18 protein-coding genes are annotated in these 20,875 nt (G+C 62.8%); 15 read left to right on the top strand and 3 right to left on the bottom strand.

Annotated elements, in window-relative coordinates; all coding sequences use genetic code 11:
• Positions 1–145: 145 nt before the first annotated feature.
• Together HMPREF2993_RS07795 and HMPREF2993_RS07790 are read left to right on the top strand one after the other, a co-directional pair.
• Entirely contained in the window at positions 146–589 is a 444-nt protein-coding gene (locus tag HMPREF2993_RS07795) for an SAV_6107 family HEPN domain-containing protein (protein ID WP_070701794.1), read from the top strand.
• A 154-nt stretch (positions 590–743) separates the two neighbouring features.
• The gene (locus HMPREF2993_RS07790; RefSeq protein WP_046647959.1) at positions 744–1,151 is read left to right on the top strand and encodes a DUF3040 domain-containing protein; all 408 of its coding nucleotides are present in this window, start codon (positions 744–746) and stop codon (positions 1,149–1,151) included.
• A 30-nt stretch (positions 1,152–1,181) separates the two neighbouring features.
• Here the strand turns inward: HMPREF2993_RS07790 and HMPREF2993_RS07785 are convergent, their stop codons facing one another.
• The 3 genes from HMPREF2993_RS07785 to HMPREF2993_RS07775 are packed head-to-tail and all read right to left on the bottom strand — an operon-like array spanning position 1,182 to position 3,636.
• Entirely contained in the window at positions 1,182–1,766 is a 585-nt protein-coding gene (locus HMPREF2993_RS07785; RefSeq protein ID WP_046647960.1) for a TetR/AcrR family transcriptional regulator, read from the bottom strand.
• Between the two features lie 35 nt (positions 1,767–1,801).
• On the bottom strand, positions 1,802–2,491 hold the full coding sequence (locus HMPREF2993_RS07780; protein ID WP_046647961.1) for an ABC transporter ATP-binding protein: 690 nt from the start codon (positions 2,489–2,491) through the stop codon (positions 1,802–1,804).
• Positions 2,488–3,636, bottom strand: a complete 1,149-nt coding sequence (locus HMPREF2993_RS07775; RefSeq protein ID WP_070546873.1) for an ABC transporter permease — start codon at positions 3,634–3,636, stop codon at positions 2,488–2,490. The genes HMPREF2993_RS07780 and HMPREF2993_RS07775 overlap by 4 nt, the downstream gene beginning before the upstream one ends.
• Before the next feature lie 540 nt (positions 3,637–4,176).
• On the opposite strand from HMPREF2993_RS07775, the gene mraZ reads away from it, so the two are divergent.
• The 13 genes from mraZ (at position 4,177) to ftsZ (ending at position 20,852) form a co-directional block, all read left to right on the top strand.
• The gene (gene mraZ / locus HMPREF2993_RS07770) at positions 4,177–4,611 is read left to right on the top strand and encodes a division/cell wall cluster transcriptional repressor MraZ (protein WP_046647963.1); all 435 of its coding nucleotides are present in this window, start codon (positions 4,177–4,179) and stop codon (positions 4,609–4,611) included.
• A gap of 173 nt (positions 4,612–4,784) precedes the next feature.
• On the top strand, positions 4,785–5,828 hold the full coding sequence (gene rsmH / locus HMPREF2993_RS07765) for a 16S rRNA (cytosine(1402)-N(4))-methyltransferase RsmH (RefSeq protein WP_070701792.1): 1,044 nt from the start codon (positions 4,785–4,787) through the stop codon (positions 5,826–5,828).
• Complete coding sequence (locus HMPREF2993_RS07760; RefSeq protein WP_049155246.1) at positions 5,825–6,679, top strand: cell division protein FtsL; 855 nt, start codon at positions 5,825–5,827, stop codon at positions 6,677–6,679. The genes rsmH and HMPREF2993_RS07760 overlap by 4 nt, the downstream gene beginning before the upstream one ends.
• Before the next feature lie 289 nt (positions 6,680–6,968).
• Complete coding sequence (locus HMPREF2993_RS07755; RefSeq protein WP_049155442.1) at positions 6,969–8,837, top strand: peptidoglycan D,D-transpeptidase FtsI family protein; 1,869 nt, start codon at positions 6,969–6,971, stop codon at positions 8,835–8,837.
• A 48-nt stretch (positions 8,838–8,885) separates the two neighbouring features.
• The gene (locus HMPREF2993_RS07750; protein WP_049155248.1) at positions 8,886–10,439 is read left to right on the top strand and encodes a UDP-N-acetylmuramoyl-L-alanyl-D-glutamate--2,6-diaminopimelate ligase; all 1,554 of its coding nucleotides are present in this window, start codon (positions 8,886–8,888) and stop codon (positions 10,437–10,439) included.
• Entirely contained in the window at positions 10,436–11,971 is a 1,536-nt protein-coding gene (gene murF, locus HMPREF2993_RS07745) for a UDP-N-acetylmuramoyl-tripeptide--D-alanyl-D-alanine ligase (protein WP_070701790.1), read from the top strand. Before HMPREF2993_RS07750 ends, murF begins: the two co-directional genes overlap by 4 nt.
• A gap of 23 nt (positions 11,972–11,994) precedes the next feature.
• Positions 11,995–13,107, top strand: coding sequence for a phospho-N-acetylmuramoyl-pentapeptide-transferase (mraY, locus tag HMPREF2993_RS07740; RefSeq protein WP_049155252.1), 1,113 nt, complete (start codon positions 11,995–11,997; stop codon positions 13,105–13,107).
• Positions 13,104–14,495, top strand: coding sequence for a UDP-N-acetylmuramoyl-L-alanine--D-glutamate ligase (gene murD, locus HMPREF2993_RS07735; RefSeq protein WP_070701788.1), 1,392 nt, complete (start codon positions 13,104–13,106; stop codon positions 14,493–14,495). Before mraY ends, murD begins: the two co-directional genes overlap by 4 nt.
• Positions 14,496–14,514: 19 nt before the next feature.
• Positions 14,515–15,984, top strand: coding sequence for an FtsW/RodA/SpoVE family cell cycle protein (locus HMPREF2993_RS07730; protein WP_070515752.1), 1,470 nt, complete (start codon positions 14,515–14,517; stop codon positions 15,982–15,984).
• 29 nt (positions 15,985–16,013) lie between these two features.
• Positions 16,014–17,099, top strand: coding sequence for an undecaprenyldiphospho-muramoylpentapeptide beta-N-acetylglucosaminyltransferase (gene murG / locus HMPREF2993_RS07725; protein ID WP_070701786.1), 1,086 nt, complete (start codon positions 16,014–16,016; stop codon positions 17,097–17,099).
• A gap of 39 nt (positions 17,100–17,138) precedes the next feature.
• A complete protein-coding gene (murC, locus tag HMPREF2993_RS07720; protein WP_070701784.1) occupies positions 17,139–18,629 on the top strand; it encodes a UDP-N-acetylmuramate--L-alanine ligase in 1,491 nt (496 codons plus the stop codon).
• Positions 18,622–19,281, top strand: a complete 660-nt coding sequence (locus HMPREF2993_RS07715; RefSeq protein ID WP_082254447.1) for a cell division protein FtsQ/DivIB — start codon at positions 18,622–18,624, stop codon at positions 19,279–19,281. The genes murC and HMPREF2993_RS07715 overlap by 8 nt, the downstream gene beginning before the upstream one ends.
• A 206-nt stretch (positions 19,282–19,487) precedes the next feature.
• Positions 19,488–20,852 carry a cell division protein FtsZ gene (ftsZ, locus tag HMPREF2993_RS07710; RefSeq protein WP_049155264.1) on the top strand — a complete coding sequence of 455 codons (1,365 nt, stop codon included), beginning with the start codon at positions 19,488–19,490 and terminating at the stop codon, positions 20,850–20,852.
• Positions 20,853–20,875 lie beyond the last annotated feature (23 nt).

The following is a 20,875-nucleotide window of genomic DNA, read 5'->3' as shown; positions in this document are numbered from 1 at the left end:
TTGTTTAAATCGAACACATGAACTAAAATCAGAGGTGGATGTACGAAGGTGGTTTTACGGTGAGTCTCATCAGCGAACAGCAGCAGAAAGTCAACAGCACAGTCTTCATTGACAAGCTCAGGAAGCAGCCCAAGGAGGAGAGGTCATGGCACAGGTAATTTCAGCAACGGCAGCGGCTCGGGGCCGGAACAGGGAGGCGATGCAGCGCGTGCGCCGTGACCGCTTCCTCGGTCAAGCGTTGGATCTGTTGGTGGATGCGCGCCGTAGCGCTGCGGAGGGGCGGTTCGAGGACGCTCTTGAAATGGCGTACCGCGCCTCGCTGCGTGCTGTGGGAGCGCGCGTGGCGGCGTCTGCAGTGTCGCGCCGTCGGCGCTTGCCTACCTCTGCATGGGAGCAGGTGGCTCTTATCGGTCCGGCGGATGCTCAATGGGCCGCAGAATTCACAGACTATTCCCGCGTGCGCTCGCGCGTGGCCTCCGGAATGGATCCGGTGCCCGCTGCGGATACGGTCTACCAGTACTTGGCGCTTGCCACACGTTACGTGGACGCGACCGAGTCTGAGCTGGGCTTCGGTGGGCTGGCCGCCTAGTGTGGGCGTAAGCGTTCCGGTAGTGGGGGTGCAGGGATGTCCAAAAACTATGGACTGTCTTTGTGGGAACTATCTCGCTATTGTTGACGTTATAGAGGTAGTAATCATAGTTCCCAGTTCCACTACCTAAACCCAAATCATTACGGAGGACGCTGTGGCCCTTTCTGAGCACGAACAGCAAGCGCTGCGTGAAATTGAACAGTCGTTGCTGGCCAACGATCCTGATTTTGGCGCGTCTGTGTCCGGTGAAACTTCTTTCGGCGGCAACTCGGGTGCCATCACCCTCCGTGGGGTGGCCTTAATCGTTGTCGGTCTGTGCATGATGGTGGGCGGAATCGCATTGGCCCAGCAGTCCCTGTGGTTCGTTATCCTCTCCGTACTTGGCTTTTTGGTCATGTTTGGATCCGGCGTGTGGATGCTGCGCGGAAATTCGGAAGATTCTCTGGTTGCCGCCGGCGCACCAGCATCCGCTAAGCGGCGCAACAAGCAGTCCAAGAAGGCTGGCAGTGACGTTGGAAACCGCCTTGAAGATAACTTCCGCCGCCGTTTCGAAGGAAACTAAGCGCTAGAAGCATCCCAGCAGCCCTTCGCTCTATTGTGAGTCGGAGGGCTGTGGCACGATGGCATCGGCCATGGCGTACAGGGTTTGCGTTATGCCCGGGAGCTGCTCGGGCGAGCGGTTTGCCAATTCTGATGCGCGAACGATGGCGGCGTTGAGCAGCGAGATATCCGCTCTGGAAACGCCAGGGCAAAACTCGTTAACGATCGAGGCAAACCCACCATGTGACTGCTGCACTGCCTCATCCGCAAAAGCCTGGGGGAAGTGCTGCGCGGCGGTCATCAAATGGCCGTGCGCACTATGAATAAAGAGCTCGAGCGTAGCGTCGACATAGGCGTGGATACGCTTCTTAGGCTCCGGGGAGGCTACCGCCATGGCAGACTCGAGCTGCTCATTCCACGATTGGGTGGCCTGAATTAGCAGCTGCACCAGTAAATCGTGCTGGGATGATACGTATCGATAGACGCTGGGTCGGGCAAGACCGACCTCCGCGGCGACTTCGGCCAAGGTGGGGACTGCACCATGGCTTGTGATGATCAGCTTTTCGGCAGCCTCGAGCACCGCGCGGTGCTGGACGGCGCGGTGCTCGGCTACTGTCGTTTCAGTGATCTTTGGCATGCGTGTGAGTCTACGTTAAGCTGCGCATTCTTTGCTTATCGCTGGGCGGAGGTGGTGGCCGGTGTTAAGCGGCCGTCGACCATCTCATAGACCTTGTCGCAGTGATCGAGAACCTCGTAGTCGTGAGTGACCATAACGCCCGCGACGTTGAAGTCATGGCACTCTTGTGCCAAGAGCGCAACGATCTCCTGGGAGCGTGCGCGATCGAGGGCGGCAGTGGGTTCGTCGACGAGCAGCACCTGTGGATCGCCTACGAGTGCGCGCGCGATACCGACGCGCTGGCGCTCACCGCCGGAAAGGCTGCCGGGCCGGTGCTTCGCGCGATGCGCCATGCCGACCTTCTCCAGCAGCTCGGCGCTGGAGTAGCGCCCAGTCTTGCCGATGACCTTGCTGGCCAATTCGATCTGCTCCTCCGCCGTCAGTGCAGACGGGAGATTGCCAGAGGACTGGAAGACGAAGCCGATGTGGTTGCGGCGGATCTGCGCCAGTTCGGAGTCACCCAGCGGCACGATGTCCTCGCCCGCGACGAGGACTTGGCCGGAATCGGGCGTCGTCAAAGCGCCCGCGACCGCGAGCAGTGTGGACTTTCCGGAACCGGAGGGGCCAACCACGGCAACGAATTCGCCTGCCTCAACGGTGAGATCGACGGAATTCAGTGCCTTAACGTGTGAATCTCCGTCGCTGTAGCTGATGGTGACGTCTTTCAGTTCCAAAGCGTGGCTCATCGGTTTTCTCCTAGGGCTGCGAGGGGGTTGGTTCGGGTAACGCGGACGACGGCAATGAAGGCGCCGAGCAGTCCGGCGACGAAGAGAATGAGACCGCCATTGATGACAGCGCTGAATTCGGTGGCGTAGGGCATAGCCGTTTTCTCTAGGAGGCTGCCCAGGCCAACGGCGATGAGTGCGCCGGCGAGGATTGATACGAGGAGGATGACCACCGCTTGGCCGAGGCTATCGCGCAGCAGGAAGCTCTTGGTGGCGCCCATTGCGCGAAGGGTGGCGATATTGCCGGCGCGCTGGATGGTCCACACGAGGAAGAAGGCGCCGGTAACGAGCGCGGCAATGACATAGAGGAACCAGGTGATCATGGAAAGGGTCATCATTTCGGCGGTGTAGCCGGGGGAGGAGTCGAAGCTCTCTTTGAGAGTTCGAACGTCGAGGCCGGAGCGCTCGGTGAGAGCATCGGTATCGGGCTTATCCGCCGTGCGAGCGACGATGACAGATGCTTCCTCATAGGCCTCTGGGGTGACAGCTTCGCCGTGGCGCCCGCCGGCGTGAACCTCTTGCCAGATATCGAGCGGCAGGTAGGCCACGTCGACGTGGCCGAAGGTTCGCTGGTTGTCGGTGAACCCGATGACGTTGAGGGGGATATCCAAGCGGTCGAGGGTGATGGTGTCGCCCACCTCGATCCCCTCGTCCTGCAGGGTGGAGGACAGGATGATGTCGTGTTTCGTGTTGCTGGGCTTGCCATCTGTCCGGGCGGTGTCGATTGGGGGCAAGCCTGCCGGTGCGATGAAGGAGTCAGGTTCTACTCCGAAGAGTGTGAGGTCCACCGCCGTGGCGTCCTGGTTGTGGGCGTTAGCAATGGTCAGGCCCAAGGGGGTGGCTTGGTCCACGCCCTCTAGTTGAGAGAAGGACTCGGCATCGGAGGCATCGACAACCGAGCGGGTGAATGCAGAGTCTTTCTGCGTGCCATCGGCGAAAGCGATGACGTTGCTCTCCATCGCCTTGAGGCCGGAGACGCCGTCGTTGACCAAGCCTGCTGTGAGACCGGAGATGATAACGACGAGCATGGACATGAGTGCAAGGACGACGCCCATGAGGAGGAATCGGGTACGCGCGAAGAGCATCTCGCGCCAAGCTAGATACATGAAGGAACTTCCTAGTGTGTGGGGTGAAAGTAGGTTGGCGTGTCACCCTGCGTGCCGCAAGATGGCAACATGATGTTTCTATCATGGCGACGCAATGTTTCTAAAAACTTGTGCGGGCATCTTGCGTGGGGAGGGGAGACTTTTCGTGCGATTTCCCGATTTTCCCCACTTTGCCCCACCTGTGCTGCTCGCCGGTCGGAAAATGTCGGCCCGAGGGCTCTTTGGGGCGTGGTGGGAAGGTGTAAACGTCAGGAATATGGGGGTGGTGGGGAAAATTACATGCTAAGAGGTCAAAGTTGCGTGAGTGAATACGTGGAAATTGGCCTGTTTAAGGGGGTGTGTCAAGGGGAGTCTGGGAAAACTTCCCACTGGAAAAACTGCCTTTTACCTGCAATGTTTTTGCGACACGCAGATTGTTGCGGTGATAAAGGTGTGGGAGGTGGGGGAAAGTGGGGTAGAGTGGGGCGTAGCGGAGGAGAGTTGCTCTCTTGTCGCGAGAGGAATCCGGAGTTTTCGAGTGACAGGAAGGTGGACCCGGGGATGTTTCTCGGCACCTACACTCCCAAGCTCGATGACAAAGGACGGCTCACGCTTCCGGCAAAGTTTCGCGAAGAACTGGCTGGCGGCCTCATGGTCACCAAAGGTCAGGATCATTCGCTCGCGGTATACCCGCGGGAGGAGTTCGCGGCGCGAGCTAGGAAAGCAGCGGCCGTGTCACGCACCAACCCAGAAGCGCGTGCGTTCATCCGTAACTTGGCAGCGAGTGCGGACGAGCAGCGCCCCGATGGGCACGGACGTATCACGCTGTCCGCAGGGCACCGTGAGTACGCAAACCTGACGAAGGAATGCGTAGTTGTGGGCTCGGTTGACTTCCTCGAAATCTGGGACGCAGCCGCGTGGGCTGAATACCAGGCGCAAACTGAAGACGCTTATTCGGCGGCAGACGCCGATGACGTACTTGCCGGGCTGCTGTAGAGCTTCCTGGCACACAGAGAGTGCGTGTATGGACTCTGCCCGAGGAGGATGAGCTGGTGTACTTCCCCGACATCAGAACCCTTCCTCGGACAGGGCCCTATACGCACTCGATTTTTTATCGAACAGATCTGATAGCGGCCTCAGGCGCCTGAATGGAAAGGGGGACAGCAACTGTGGACCACAACGGCACCATTACCTATGACGTGAATGACAACCACGGCCATGTCCCTGTTATGCGTGCGCGTATGGCTCAGCTGCTTGCTCCGGCCGTCGAAGCAGCGGGGGAGCACGCCGTCATCGTGGACGGCACCCTGGGGGCTGGTGGCCACAGCGAATACTTCCTCAACAGCTTTCCTAACGCGCGAATCCTCGGTGTGGACCGTGACTCCGCCTCGTTGAGCAGTGCTTCTCGACGTCTCACCCCCTTCGCCGACCGCTTCGTCGGCGTCAACGCTCGCTTCGATGAGGTCGGTCGTGCCATTGCGCAGGGGGACCATGAGATTTTTTCTATCGCGCGAGAACACGGCATTGCAGGGGCATTGTTTGATCTGGGTGTGTCCTCCATGCAGCTTGACCAGGTGGAGCGTGGGTTTGCGTACAAGACCGACGCCCCGCTGGATATGCGCATGGACCCGCGCCAGGGAATGACTGCCGCCGACGTACTCAACACCTATAGCCACGGTGACCTCGCCCGCATCCTCAAAACCTATGGCGATGAGCGCTTTGCCGGCAAGATTGCTTCGGCAGTAATAAAGGAAAGGCAAAAGGAACCTTTTACTACCTCAGCCCGCTTGGTTGAGCTGTTGTACGCCACGATTCCCGCAGCGACGCGTCGCACCGGTGGCCACCCCGCGAAGCGCACCTTCCAGGCGCTGCGCGTTGAGGTCAACCGCGAGCTTGAGGCGGTCGAACAGGTCATTCCCGTGATTACGGATGCCCTGTCCGTCGGCAGCCGCGCGGTGTTCATGAGCTACCAGTCGCTCGAAGATCGCATCGTCAAGCATGCCTTCACCAAGCTCAGCACCTCGACGACTCCGCCGGGGCTTCCCATGGACCTTCCGGGCACGGCAGCGCACTATTCCATCGTGACGCGTGGCGCGGAGAAGGCGAGCGAGGAGGAGATTGCAGAGAACCCCCGGGCAGCGTCCGTCCGGGTACGCGCACTCGAGCGCCTCGAGGGCAGTCCGTCTTTTCATGAACCGGGAGGCAGGCCATGACGCTGAGAGACCGAACCGCACAGGCAACGTACCACCGCGACCACGAGAGGACCCACACCATGGGAGCTAGCCGCGATTTCACCACCGGATCTGATTTCTCCGGTCAGGGAACCGCGCTGCTGGAGCGGGGGCGCCGCACCACCCCGTTGCCCAGTCGCACGCCGCATCGCAGTACTGTGCCCGCCCGCCGGGTCGGAACGGGTCTGCGAGGAAACCGCCTCGGTTCGAAGCAGGTAGTGAGCAATCGTGGGCGCCGCGTCGTACAGCCCACGCGGGTTACTGGCCTTTTCGCTCGCCTTTCTTTCATCGCCATTGGCCTGCTCATCACTGGTGTGGCTGCGGCGATGTGGCTCTCTGGCCTGTCGACGTCCCAGACCTTTAAGATTCAGGAGCTTACTGCCCACGAATCCACGCTCGATAACCAGCTGGAGACTCTGAACCGAGACTTGGAGAACGTGCGTTCGGCGTCGGACGTCGCCCGCCGCGCCCACGAGGCCAAGATGGGCGTCCCGGTTCAGCCTGGCGTAGTGGAAGTCGACGCAGACGGAAACGTGGAACAGAAGCGCGAAGCCACCCCGGATATGGAATCTGTCATCGACGTAAACGGCGAACCGGTCCGCCCGGGTCAGGCCTCGAGTGACCCACACGCGACGGCGAACGTATCCGATAACCTGAACGCCCGTCCGACGCTGAGCGAGAGGAACCGCGAGCGCGAAGGCGCCGAGTCGGGTGCGTCTCGTTCGGACAGCCACCCAGACAGCGGTGAATCCACCAATGACGGACAGCCGGCCGAAGGGAACGTAGAACTGCCGGACATCCCGGCCCAGGCTCCCTACGCCGCCCGCGGGTAGATTCCATCCCCGCTCCGCGCGTGCCTGCGTGGGCGGGCGGCGATAATAGGGCACAATTCGGGATGAACCACTGATTATTGACCCATCTTCGCTGCAGACAGAAAGGTGACGTGTGACCCCACCACACTCCGGTGGCCCGCGCCCGAGGCGCGCTTCCGCCGCCCGTGCCGCCCAACCGCGCGGTACCTCTCACCAACCACGGCAGCGTTACGACGCCGACCGCGTCGTTCCCGCGACCCGTTCACGGAATCCGCGCACCGGCAAGCCCTTCATGAGCCAGCAGAAGACGATGCGCCGTCGTGTACACGTCATCGCGGCTTTGCTGCTCGTGGTGATGCTGGCGTGGATGGGGCGCCTCGCGTGGGTCCAGATAGTGTGGGGACCTGACTTGGCGGCGAAGGCCGCTGCGCAGAGAACCCGCGTCTATGTCGATACGGCCGGGCGCGGCGAGATCCTCGCGCGCGACGGCCAGCGGTTGGCCTACACGATGCGCGCCCGATCCTTGACCGTGTCACCTACGCGCCTGCGAGATGAGCTCCGTGAACAGGAAGAGCAAAAGGCCGCCGGCGAGGCTCACTTTGAGTCGTTGGCACCCGATGCCAAAGAGGCTTTCCTCGACGACAAGGTGACAGAGCGGCTCACTGACATGTCGGAGGGCATCCCGAACAAACTGAAGGAAGCCGGCATCGATGCCGGGGACGTGGATTCGGAGCAAATCATGGACAAGCTCCGTGCCGATACTCAATATGAGGTCCTCGTGCGCAACGTCGATCCGGATGTCGCGGTGGCCATCTCCGAGGACTACCACGGTCTCGCCGCTGATGAGCAGCAGATCCGCCAGTACCCCAATGGTGCTATCGCAGAGAACGTCATCGGCAAGGTATCCATGGACGGCCAAGGCCAGTTCGGCTTTGAGGCCTCCGGCGATACCACACTGACGGGTATTGACGGCAGCTCCACCGAAGACGTTTCAGCCAGCGGTCAGGTCATTCCCGGTACCCTTCGCGATCAGGTGCCCACCACCGACGGCAAGAACGTCACGTTGACGCTCGATCTGGATCTGCAGACCTACGTTCAGCAGAAGCTGGAAAAGGCCAAGGCTAATTCGAAGGCAAAGAGCGCCGAGGCAGTCGTTCTGGATGCCGCCACGGGTCAGGTTCTGGCTATGGCGAATACCGGCACCATCGACCCGAACAAGGACATCGAAAAGCAGCTGGAGAAGGATAAGACCTTCGACAACCTCGCCGTATCCCACCCCTTTGAGCCGGGTTCGGTGGCAAAGATCATCACCGCCGCGGCAACCATTGAGGAGGGCCTCACCAACCCCGATGAGGTCCTCCAGGTTCCCGGCTCCATCGACATGGCTGGGGTGACTGTGAACGATGCCTGGCCGCACGGCGTTGAGCCCTACACCACGACGGGCGTCTTCGGTAAGTCATCGAACGTGGGAACGTTGATGTTGGCAGATCGTCTTGGCCAGGATAAATACGCTGACTACCTCAAGAAGTTCGGCCTCGGCCAGACTTCCGGCATTGAGCTGCCCAACGAGTCTCCAGGCCTCGTACCTGACCGTTCGCAGTGGTCCGGCGGTACCTTCGCTAACCTGCCCATCGGCCAGGGCCAGTCATGGACTGCCCTGCAGTTGGCCTCCATCTATCAGACCCTGGCCAACGACGGTGAGCGCATTGAGCCGCGCATCATTGATTCGATCACCGCGCCTGACGGGACTAAGGAAGAACTAGAGAAGCCCGAGACCACCCGCGTGGTCAGTCCCGAAACTGCGCGCACTGTCGTGGACATGTTCCGTGCGGTCTTCCAGGAGGATCCGCAGGGGCTGAACAACGGTACAGCCGGCAACGCGCAGATCGAGGGCTATCAGCTCTCCGGCAAGACTGGTACCGCGCAAAAGGTCGACGAGGAGACGGGAGCATACTCGAACTCCAAGTACTGGATCACGTTCGCGGGCATCGCGCCTGCCGACGATCCCCGCTTTGTCGTCGCAGTCATGCTGGACGAGCCCGAATCCGGTGTCAACGACGATGGCTCCGGCGGCCAGTCTGCAGCGCCTGTGTTCAGTGATATCGCATCCTGGCTGCTTGATCGTGACAATATTCCGCCTTCCCCACCAGCACCGCACCTGACCTTGCGTGCCGAATAGATAGCTCCGGCCGCGAATAACCTACAGAGATAGAGAAGAGGACGCACCGTGACCAGCAGCATCAGCCTTGATCGTTTAGCAGAAATTTCTTCGGGCACCGTGATCGGGGATGCCTCGACCACCGTGGGCTCCTGCGGACTAAACTCTGCAACCCTGCCACCTGGTGGACTCTTCGCTGCGCTTCCGGGAACGCGCGTTCATGGCGCACGCTATGCCGCAGACACCGCAGCAGCCGCGATTCTGACCGACCCGGAAGGCCAACGCATCCTTGCCGAAGCGGGAGAAACACGCCCACTTCTCGTGGTCGAGGATATCCGCGCCATCCTCGGACACGTTTCCGCGGAGATCTATGGGCACCCCACTGAAAAGCTCACCATTCTTGGCGTGACGGGTACGTCCGGTAAAACTACGACGAGTTACCTGCTGGAAGCGGGGCTTTTGCACGCGGGCTTGTCGGTGGGCCTGATCGGCACCACGGGCACTCGCATTAACCGGGAGCCGGTGCCTACCTCGCTGACGACTCCAGAGGCCCCCACATTGCAAGAGCTCTTCGCCCGCATGGTGGACGAAGGGGTAACGCACGTGGTCATGGAGGTGTCCTCTCACGCGCTTTCCCTGGGCCGCGTCCAGGGAACGCGCTTTGCCGTTGGCGGATTCACTAACTTGAGCCAGGACCACCTCGACTTCCACCCTACGATGGAGGATTACTTCGAGGCGAAGGCCATGCTTTTCGACGGTCCCCAGGCCGCCGACCGCTCCGTTGTTTGTGTCGACGACGAGTGGGGGCGACGCATGGCGCAGCGCGCCGCGGCGCGTCCGGTCATGACAGTGTCCACGAGCGCGGAGGCCACCGAGGCGGACATCACCGCCCGCCAACTCAGCACTGAGGCCACCGGCGCACAGCAGGTGGAGCTGACGGTGTCCACCGGAGAGCACGCTGGTTCCTATGAATTCCGGCTGCCCATGCCGGGCACTTTCAACATCGCCAATGCGGCCTTGGCCACCGGCATGGCCGCAGCCAGTGGCATCGAGCCGCGCGTCTTCTTGGAAGGCGTAGAAAAGGTGGCGGTCCCGGGCCGCATGGAACGCATCGACCGCGGCCAGCAGTTTGTCGCCGTGGTCGATTATGCGCACAAGCCAGCTGCGGTCGCCGCGGTCCTCGATACCCTGCGTGCGCAGCTGGAAGGCAGCAGCGGCCGGATCGGCATTGTCGTCGGCGCGGGAGGTGACCGCGATTCTTCCAAGCGCCCGCTCATGGGGGCGGCTGCTGCGAAGGGCGCCGATATGGTCGTGATCACCGATGACAACCCCCGCACCGAGGACCCAGCAGCTATCCGCGCGGCAGTGCTCGCGGGAGCGCGCGAAGCGAACCCGGAGGCCGATATCCGGGAGGTCGGCTCCCGTGCCAAAGCCATCGACGAGGTCGTGGCGTGGGCACAGCCGGGCGATGCCGTCATCGTCGTCGGCAAGGGCCACGAAGTAGGACAGCTGATTGGTGATACCGTCCACCACTTCGACGACCGCGAGGAGATGGCGCGTGCACTTGATGCCGCGATGACAGCGACTACCCTGAGTACCGAAGAATCCAAGGAGCAAGCATGATTGCGTTAAGCCTCGCTGAGATAGCTCAGATCACGGGCGGCCGCCTGGATAGCGTCGACGAGCCAGAGACCCCAGTGACCGGCTTTGTTGAGTTCGATTCTCGCAAGGTCACTCCGGGTGGACTCTTTGTGGCACTGCCCGGAGCCCGCGTCGATGGCCACGATTACGCCCACACCGCGGTGGAGAAGGGAGCCGTCGCCGTCTTGGCTGCCCGGCCGGTGGGTGTACCCGCCATCGTCGTGGAGCCGCGCGGACGCGTAGAAGGTGACGGAGCCAACGCCGATATCTATGCCAACGATGTCGATGGCTCCGCCGCCGCTGTCGTCGAGGCGTTGTCCGCGCTGGCCCGCGCAGTAACGCAGCGGCTGGCGACAGAGCAGGATTTGACCATCGTGGGAGTGACGGGATCGGCGGGCAAGACCTCGACCAAGGACCTCATCGCCACCATCTTCCGCGAGGTGGGGGAGACCGTCGCCCCGCCCGGCTCCTTCAACAATGAAATTGGGCTTCCGTATACGGCTCTGCGCTGTGATGAGCACTCGCGCTACCTCGTGGCGGAGATGTCGGCCCGCGGTATCGGACACATCCGCCACCTCACCCAAATCACCGCGCCGCGCGTCGGCGTGGTCCTCAACGTCGGCTCCGCGCACCTCGGCGAATTTGGCTCGCGCGAGAATATCGCGCAGGCCAAGGGAGAGTTGGTGGAAGCACTGCCGAGCGCGGAAGCGGGCGGTGTGGCCGTCCTCAACGCCGACGATCCTTTCGTCGCCGCAATGGCGACACGCACGGGGGCCAAGGTGGTGTACTACTCCACGGATAACCGCCGCGGCGGCGCACCGGCGGCACAGTACTATGCCACCAACATCGAGCTCGATGACGTGGCCCGCCCCTCCTTTGTCCTCCACAGCCCCAACGCTGAGCCAGTCGAAGTGAAGCTGCAGGTATTTGGTTCCCACCAGGTGTCTAATGCACTGGCCGCGGCAGCGGCAGCCATCGAGCTGGGGGTATCGGTAGCCACGGTAGCGGCTGCGCTGTCTGGGCACCGCCTAGCCTCCGAGCACCGCATGGACGTGCGCACGCGCCGCGATGGCGTCACCATCATTGATGATTCCTACAACGCCAACCCGGATTCGATGCGCGCGGCGATTGCCGCCTTGGCCTATACCGCAGCAGCACGCCCCGATGCCCGCTCCATCGCGGTGCTTGGTGAGATGGGAGAGCTCGGCAGCGATGCCGAACAATCGCACCGCCAGCTCGGGGAGATATTGGCCAAATACCACGTGGAGCACCTCGTCGCGGTGGGGGAGAACCCCAACTGCCGGGCAATGACTGAGGCGGCTGCACAGCAAGGTATAAATACAATGGTGTGCGCCGATGCCGCGGCTGCCGCTCGGGCGGTCGACGGCATTCTGCGCGCGGCCCCGGCAGGGGTCGATGATTGGGCTAGCCGTAGCGTTAAGGACGTGGTCTTGATTAAGGCCTCCAATGCCCAGCGCCTCTGGTTGGTCGCGGAGCAGCTGAACCACAGCTAGCCGCTAGAAAGGACTTCAAGCTCGTGACTCAGATCATCATCGCTGGTGCGGTTAGCTTCCTCGTGGCGATCTTTACCACCCCGGTTCTCATCCGATACTTTTCCGACTCCGGTCGCGGTCAAGAGATCCGCGAGGACGGTCCCAAGTCCCACCTGCGGAAGCGGGGTACGCCGACGATGGGCGGCCTGGCTATTCTGGCCGGTATCTTGGTGGCTTATCTCGTGGTTGGTTTTTATGGCATGCTGACGGGCCACGGGGGGTTTACTGCTTCGGGTCTGCTCGTCCTCGGACTGACGCTGGGCTTGGGCGCGGTGGGCTTTGCGGATGACTTCATCAAACTCTTCCGGAAGCGCAACCTAGGTCTCAACAAGACCGCGAAGCTGGTCAGCCAGCTGGTACTGGCCCTCCTCTTTGGCTTTCTTGTGCTGCGTTTCCCCAATGATGCGGGCCTGACTCCTGGCTCCACCAAGCTGTCGTTCATCCGCGATTTGAAAACTTTCGACTTTGCGGTTGGCGGCGTTGTGATCGGAACCATCGTGTTCTTGATCTTCATGTACTTCCTCATTGCGGCGTGGTCGAACGCGGTCAACCTCACCGACGGCCTCGACGGTCTTGCCGCAGGAGTGACGGCGATTGTCATGGGCTCCTACTCGCTGATGACCTTCTGGCAGTTCCGCTATTCCTGCGCCACCAACTTTGCGGCAGGCTGCTACCAGGTGCGCGATCCCCTCGATCTCGCCGTGCTCGCGGCGGCGGGCCTCGGTGCCTGCCTCGGCTTTTTATGGTGGAATGCCGCGCCCGCCAAGATCTTCATGGGAGACACCGGCTCCCTGGCGCTCGGCGGATTGGTTGCCGGCATTTCGGTCACCAGCCGTACCGAGCTTCTCATGGTGATTATCGGCGCCCTGTTCGTTATCGAGACGGTGTCCGTTGTCATTCAGATCGTGGTCTTCCATTCCACCGGCAAGCGCTTCTTCCGCATGGCCCCGATCCATCACCACTTTGAAAACGGCGGTTGGGCGGAGACTGCTGTGGTTGTCCGTTTCTGGTTGCTGGCCGCGATGGCGGCGATGGCCGGCGTGGCCATCTTCTACGGTGAATGGCTGACCTCCACAGGTATAGGTGTCGGCGCATGACGCGCCCCGACTTCCTCTCTGGCCGGGTCCTCATCGCCGGTGCCGGCGTTTCCGGCCGCGGCTGTGCTGCGGTCCTGGACCACCTAGGCGTGGACGTCACGGTGGCTGATGGAAACCAGGAATCCCGCGCTCGCCTCGCCGCCGAGCTCGACGTTGCCACCGTGGACACAGCAGCAGTAGACCTGTCGGATTACTCCCTCGTCGTGACCTCGCCGGGGTGGCGCCCGGATTCGCCGTTGCTCGCCGCCGCAGCTTCCCGCGGCCTTGAGGTCATCGGTGACGTGGAGCTGGCCTACCGCCTTGACCAGGCAGAGGTATTTGGGCCCTCCCGCCGCTGGCTCGCGATCACAGGTACCAACGGCAAGACCACAACGACGGGGATGCTCGCTGCCATCATGGCCGCTGACGAGCAGCGATCCGGCCAGCGCGCGCAGGCTGTAGGAAATATCGGGGTCTCGTCTTTTGATGCCTTGGCCGCCGAGCCCCGCGTGGATATCCTCGTCGCGGAACTGTCCTCGTTCCAGCTGCACTGGGCCTCCCAGCTGCGCCCGGATGTGGGAGCGCTGCTCAACCTCGCCGATGACCACCTCGATTGGCACGGCTCCTTCGAGGCCTACGCGGCGGATAAGGCGAAGATTTTGCGCGGTACGCACGCCGTTTATGGAAAGGACGACGAGCACGTTCGCGCGCTTGCCGCCTCTCTATCCGGCGCTACCGCCTTTACCCACGCCGAGCCCGCCCCGGGCGAAGTCGGCGTGAGTGCCGGCAGCCTCGTGGTCAATGAGGTCGCCGGACTGCACGCGGCCGTGGTGGAGGATGTCACCACCATCCAGCCCGCAGGTCTTGCTGGGGTGCTGGATGCCGCTGCTGCCGCGGCGGTTGCCGCGCTTGCCGGCGCTCAGCCTGAGTCCATCGCGGAGGGCCTCGACGCCTACGTGGTGGCCGGGCACCGCGGTGAGGTTGTCCACCGTCATAGTGGCGTGACCTACATCGACAATTCCAAGGCGACGAATCCGCACGCCGCGGAGGTTGCCATGCGTGGTCTTGACTCCGTGGTGTGGGTCGCCGGTGGTCAGCTCAAAGGCGCAGATGTCTCGGACCTCCTGCGTACCCACGCCGCGCGGCTGAAGGCGGCGGTTCTGGTGGGCGTCGACAAGCACGTGCTGGCCCAGGCCCTGGTCAAGGCGGCACCCCACGTGCCTCTCGTCATCGTGGACAGTCACGACCCTCAGACGGCGATGGACCAAGCCGTGAGCGCCGCTGTGCAACACGCCGAAGCCGGCGATACCGTACTTTTGGCGCCCGCTGCGGCATCGTTGGACATGTACACCGGAATGAGCCAACGCGGCGACATGTTTGCCGCCGCTGCCCGCCGCCTCGCCCGCTAGCTAGGAGCACCCAGAAGCCGTGACTGCCACCAGCACCCAGAAGCCACACCGCACGCTGGGCCATCGCCTGCGTGATCTTCGCGAGCGCCTGCGCGCCTACCCGGGGTTTGACTACCTGATGCTGCGCATCGCGATTTTCTCCCTCATCGGCATCGGCGTGCTCATGGCCTTCTCTTCGTCGATGGCGACGTCCCTGTCGGAGACCGATAGCCCGTGGTCGGCAGCCTTGCGCCAGTGCGTATTGGTCGCCGCCGGCCTCATCGTGTTCTGGATCGGCCTGCGCATCTCGCCGCGCACGTTGCGGGCGCTCGTGCCGTGGTTCTTGGGGCTATCCATCCTGCTGCTTATCCTCGTGCTTGTGCCCGGTATCGGTACCGGCCGCGCGGAGGTCGGTTCACAGTCGTGGATCATGTTGCCGGGTGGCGTGGCCTTCCAGCCCTCTGAGTTCGCTCGCGTCGCGGTGGGTATGTATGGCGCCTCGGCGCTGGCGGATAAAACACACCGTTCGATGCGCTTGACTGATCCGTTCATGATGTATTCCATCATCGCCGGCATCATGTTCGTGCTCATCGTGGCCCAAGGTGACTTGGGCATGGGCGTGTCCTTCGCCCTGATTGTGGTCTTCACCCTCGTATTCGCCGGCGTGAACTGGCGTGTGCCCGTCGTCGTCGGCGTCTTTGGCGCCATCGGTATGATCACTGTTTTCCTGGCCGGTGGTTTCCGTTCGCACCGTTTCCACACCTACTTCGATGCGCTGCGCGGCAATATTGAGGACACACAAGGTACCGGTTTCCAGGCTTACCAAGGCTTCCTTTCGCTTGCCGACGGCGGCTTCTGGGGCGTTGGCCTCGGCCAATCACGCGCCAAGTGGTTCTACCTCCCAGAGGCGAAGAACGACTTCGTCTTCGCCATTATCGGTGAGGAGCTAGGCCTCTGGGGCGGTGCGCTCGTCATCGTGCTTTTCGCCGTGCTGGGCTACTTTGGGTTGCGTACCGCAACCCGTGCGCAGGACCAGTTCCAGTCCTTGCTGGCCGCCACGCTGTCGGTGGGTGTTGTCGTGCAGGCCTTCATCAACATCGGCTACGTCATCGGTGTGCTGCCGGTGACGGGTATTCAGCTCCCGATGATTTCTGCGGGTGGTACGGCTGCGGTTATCACCATTGGCTCGATGGGCCTGTTGTGCAATGTGGCGCGCCACGAGCCGCTGCAGGTGTCCGCGATGCAGAACTTTGGACGCCCGCTCTTCGACCGTATCTTCTTTATTCCAGAGCCGACCCCGCCCAATGAGCGGCGCGGCGGGGCGCACCGTGCCCCGCGCGAGCGCGCAGATGCTCGGCGTTCCCAGCGCCCACACCGCGAGCGCTCCCAACGCCACGTGGAGCGCAGCCGCGAGGAACGTTTTGGGCGCGCGGTGACGGGGCGCTCTCAGCGGTCGCAGGCGCCGCGCGCGGAGGGGCGGCGGGAGTATCGGCGCGGCGAGCGCCGGTAGCGCAGTGCGGCGCTGGTAGCGTGTAGTGCATGAATGACACGCCGATTTCCGTCGTCATCGCAGGTGGCGGCACCGCCGGACACATTGAGCCCGCGCTTGCGGTGGGGGAGGAGCTACGCCAACGCCACGGGGCGCGGGTCACCGCCTTGGGTACGCCGCGGGGTCTGGAAAGCGACATCGTGCCGGCGCGCGGTGTCGATCTCCGCATGATCACTCCGGTCCCTGTTCCGCGAAAGATCAACATTGACGCGGTGAAGCTGCCTTGGCGGATTTTCAAGTCCGTTCGGGAAACTCGCGCGGTGCTTAAGGACGTCGGGGCCAATGCTGTGTTTGGCACCGGTGGTTACGTTGCGGCGCCGGCTTACCTGGCGGCGAAGTCCTTGGGCATTCCGTTCTTCGTTCTCGAGACGAATGCTTTGGCCGGTATGGCTAATAAGCTGGGCGTGCGTCTTGGCGGCACGGGAATCAATGCCCAAAAGGGATCTGGCATGCCGGGCGAGGTCCTGGGCATTCCGGTACGTCCGGGCTTGGGCGAGGACCCGGATGGTGCGAAGGCCTCTGCTGCGCGCCAGAACTGGAACCTGGATGAAGGCCGCCCGACCATCGTGGTTACCGGCGGTTCGCAGGGAGCGGTGAGCATTAACACCGCCGTCGCCGGAGCGCTCGAGGACCTGTGCCGAGACTTCCAAGTGCTGCATGCCTACGGCAAGAAGAACACGGTGCCGACTGAGCACGAGCACTACACGGCCGTGCCCTATATCGATGACATGGCCGGCGCGCTCGCCGTTGCTGATGTGATGGTCTGCCGCTCCGGCGCGATGACCGTGGCTGAGGTGTCTGCGGCCGGCCTGCCCGCTATCTATGTGCCACTGCCGCACGGCAACGGCGAGCAAGCGTTGAACTCCCGGGCTCTGGTGGAAGCGGGAGCCGCGGTCCAGATACCGGACGCGGAGCTTACTCCGGGGCGCCTTGTCGCCGAAGTTCGCGCTATCCTTGACCATCCCGACGCCCTTTCGGCCATGCGTGCTGCTGCTGACGCCAGCACTGCCGGCGATGCCGCCGCGGTGATCGCTGACCGAATCGCGCACCGCGTCGCCGCCGACACCCGCGGCTAGGCGCACAGTACAGGTTTATTAAAGAAGGAAATTTTCACCATGACTGATACCCCCGCCACCACGGACCTGTCCCGCGTCCACTTTGTCGGCATCGGCGGTTCCGGAATGTCCGGCCTCGCGCGCATCCTGGTTAGCCGTGGCGCGGTCGTCACCGGCTCGGACGTTAAGAAGTCGACGGCCGTTGACGTCCTCCGCGCGATGGGTGCGCACGTCGCCGTCGGCCACGTGGCTGAGAACCTCGATCTGGCTGGGGACAAGCCGACGGTAGTCGTCACCTCCTTCGCCGCCATCCCGCAGGACAACCCGGAGCTGGTTGCGGCACGGGAAGCCGGGATTCCAGTGATCCGTCGCTCGGACCTGCTGGCTGAGCTCATGGAAGGCCACCGTCAGGTGCTGCTCGCCGGCACGCACGGAAAGACCTCGACGACCTCTATGGCGGTCACCGCGCTCCAGCAGGCGGGGATGGATCCTTCCTTCGCCATCGGCGGGCAACTCAACCGAGCTGGGACCAACGCGCACGGCGGCACTGGCGACGCCTTCGTGGCAGAAGCCGATGAATCCGATGCCTCCCTCCTGCGCTACAGCCCCTTCGTGGCAGTCATCACCAACATCGAGCCTGATCACCTCGACTATTTCGGCACGGCAGAGAGCTACTATCGGGTCTTTGATGATTTCGCCGACCGCGTGGTTGAGGGCGGCTACCTCGTCGTGTGCCTCGAGGATGAGCATGCGGCCGCCACGGGTGAGCGGGCGGCTCAGCGCGGGATTCAGGTGCTGGGCTACGGCACGCGCAGCGAGGTAGCCGCGGATTCTTCCGTGCCGCTGGCAGCGGAGATCCTAGAAGAAACCGTCTCCGCCGCCGGCGCGCACGTCCGCGTTCGCCTGACCTTGCCGGGTCAGGCGCCACAGGAGCTGTCCTATGACCTGCATGTCCCGGGCCATCACATGGTGCTCAACTCGGCGGCGGCCCTGCTGGCCGGTGTGCTGGCTGGCGGGGACCCGGCGGAACTGGCCGCGGGTTTGACCGACTTTACGGGCGTGCGCCGGCGCTTCGAGTACCGCGGCAGCGCCCAGGGGATCCGCGTCTTCGATGACTACGCCCACCACCCCACGGAGGTGTCTGCGGTGCTTACCGCGGCGCGCGCGAAGGCGGACGCCGAGGGCGAGGGTGCGCGCGTGATCGCCTGCTTCCAGCCGCACCTGTACTCCCGGACCATGGAGTTTGACGCCGAGTTTGCTCAGGCCTTGGCGCTTGCCGACGCCGCCGTCGTCCTCGACATCTACGGCGCCCGCGAGAAGCCGGTAGAAGGAATTACCTCCCGCATTATCACCGACAAGATGCCCGAAGACATGCCGGTCATTTTCGAGCCGGATTTCTCTGAGGCTGCCGGCGACGTCATTTCCCTGGCGCAGCCCGGAGATATCGTCCTTACCATCGGCGCGGGAACTGTTACCTACGTGGCGGGTGAAATCTTGTCGGCGCTTGAGAATGCGAGCGGCGCGGAGGAACCGAAGGAACCGAATGTCTAAAAAGACTGGGGCGCTCGCGCTAGGCGCGGTGCTTCTCGTAGTGGCGGTTGCTGCCGCGGCGGTGTGGCTTTTTCCCATCCTGAAGGTGACATCCTTCGAAGTCGTGGGAAATGATCACGTTGAGGCAGAGGAGGTCGAGCAGGCCAGTGGCGTCGTGAAGGGCTCTAATTTGGCGCGGCTGGATGCGCGCGAAGCCGCGCACGGCGTGGCCTCCCTGCCGTGGGTAGAGAGCGCGACGGTGTCGCGGGCCTTCCCGTCAACCGTCCACATCGAGCTCGTCGAGCACGAGGCGGTAGCTTATGTACGACAGGGCGATAGGACGATTTTGGTGGACAACCACGGTAAGGAATTCGTGGAGGACGAAGCGCCACCCGAAGCCGTAGAGCTGACAGGGCACACCGACTCCGGTTCGCCTGAGATGCAGGGGGCTGTCGACGCCGTCGCTGCGCTCCCCGCGCCGATTCGGGAGAAGGTCGCGGCCCTCGAAATTAAGGACCGGTATTCGCTGACCTTCCGCACGGAGGATGACAAAACCATCTTTTGGGGTGCGTCGGAAGACAACGCGAACAAGGCCATTGCTTTTGAGGATGTGCTCAAGCTCGAGGGCGATTCTTGGAACATTTCGAACCCGTCGCTGGTGACTCGTCGCTAAGCGCGTCGCGAGTGGGGCGGGTGGGACGCCTGTTAAGAAAACCGCATGTCAGCAACCCTAAAGTAGAGGTTGAGGGTACCGACACGCGGCAAAATGTGCGCCGAAATTACCCCGTTGTCGTTAAAGATGGATGTAACCGCCTCTCAGAAAAAGGGGCGCCTCCTCGTTTACATTAAAACCTTATTCGAAAGGCAAGAGACCCTCGTATGATCTCATCTAGCAACAACCTCGCGGACATCAAGGTCGTCGGCGTCGGCGGCGGTGGTGTCAACGCTGTCAACCGCATGATCGAAGAAGGGCTCAAGGGAGTCCAGTTCGTGGCGATCAACACCGATTCCCAGGCGCTGATTTTCTCCGATGCGGATACCAAGCTCGACATCGGTCGCGAGGCCACCCGCGGCCTCGGCGCCGGCGCCAACCCTGAGGTAGGCAAGACCTCCGCGGAGGATCACAAGACCGAAATTGAAGACGCCCTCCAGGGCTCCGACATGGTCTTTGTTACGGCTGGCGAGGGCGGCGGTACCGGTACCGGCGCCGCTCCGGTGGTCGCCTCCATCGCGAAGAAGATGGGCGCTTTGACCGTCGGTGTCGTTACCCGCCCGTTCAAGTTCGAGGGCGCGCGCCGCACCCGTCAGGCCATGGCCGGCATTGAGGAGTTGCGCGAGGTCTGCGATACCCTCATCGTTATCCCGAATGATCGCCTCATGCAGCTGGGCGGCGAGGAGCTGTCCATCGTCGAAGCCTTCCGCGCCGCCGACGAAGTTCTGCACAACGGTGTGCAGGGTATTACCAACCTGATCACCATCCCGGGCATGATCAACGTCGACTTTGCGGACGTTCGCTCCGTCATGTCCGACGCTGGTTCCGCCCTCATGGGCATCGGCTTTGCCCGCGGCGATAACCGCGCGCTCAACGCCGCCGAGCAGGCTATTAACTCTCCGCTGCTGGAGTCGACCATGGAGGGCGCCAAGGGCGTTCTGCTGTCTATCGCCGGTGGCTCTGACTTGGGCCTCCACGAGGTCAATGCCGCTGCCTCCATGGTGGAGGAGCGCGCCGACGAGGACGCCAACATCATCTTCGGCACCATCATCGATGACAACCTTGGTGACGAAGTCCGCGTCACCATCATCGCCACCGGCTTCGATGCTCAGGCCAACATGACCTCCCAGCCGGCACAGCCTGGCCAGACGCAGCAACACGGTGCGGAGGCTACCCCGGCTGCACGTCCGGGTTCCCTCTTCGAGCACCGCGCTGAGGCACAGCCTGAGAGCCCCGCCGCGCCCCGCACCGAGGCCCCGCGCGAGGAGTACACCCGCGCAGAACCGCAGCGCGCTGACTCCCAGCGCATTGAGCGTGAAGAGTACGCCCCGCGTCACTCCTACGAGCGCGAGCAGCCGGCAGAGCCGGCCCCGTCGAGCGGACTATTTACCACCTCGGATCGCTTCCGCGGTGAGGACTACCGCCGCGGCGGCGATGATGAGTACCGTCTCTCGCGCCCCACGGAGCGTCGAGGTCGTGACTTCGACGATGACGGCGATGACGATCTCGACGTGCCATCCTTCATGCGCTAGTTCCAGCCAGCTACTCTGGAGTG

The organism is Corynebacterium sp. HMSC068G04, from assembly GCF_001814885.1.
In the GTDB taxonomy this organism is placed as follows: domain Bacteria; phylum Actinomycetota; class Actinomycetes; order Mycobacteriales; family Mycobacteriaceae; genus Corynebacterium; species Corynebacterium hiratae.
The sequence above is the reverse complement of the archived record's forward strand: the minus strand, read 5'-3'. Positions and strand labels throughout refer to the sequence as shown.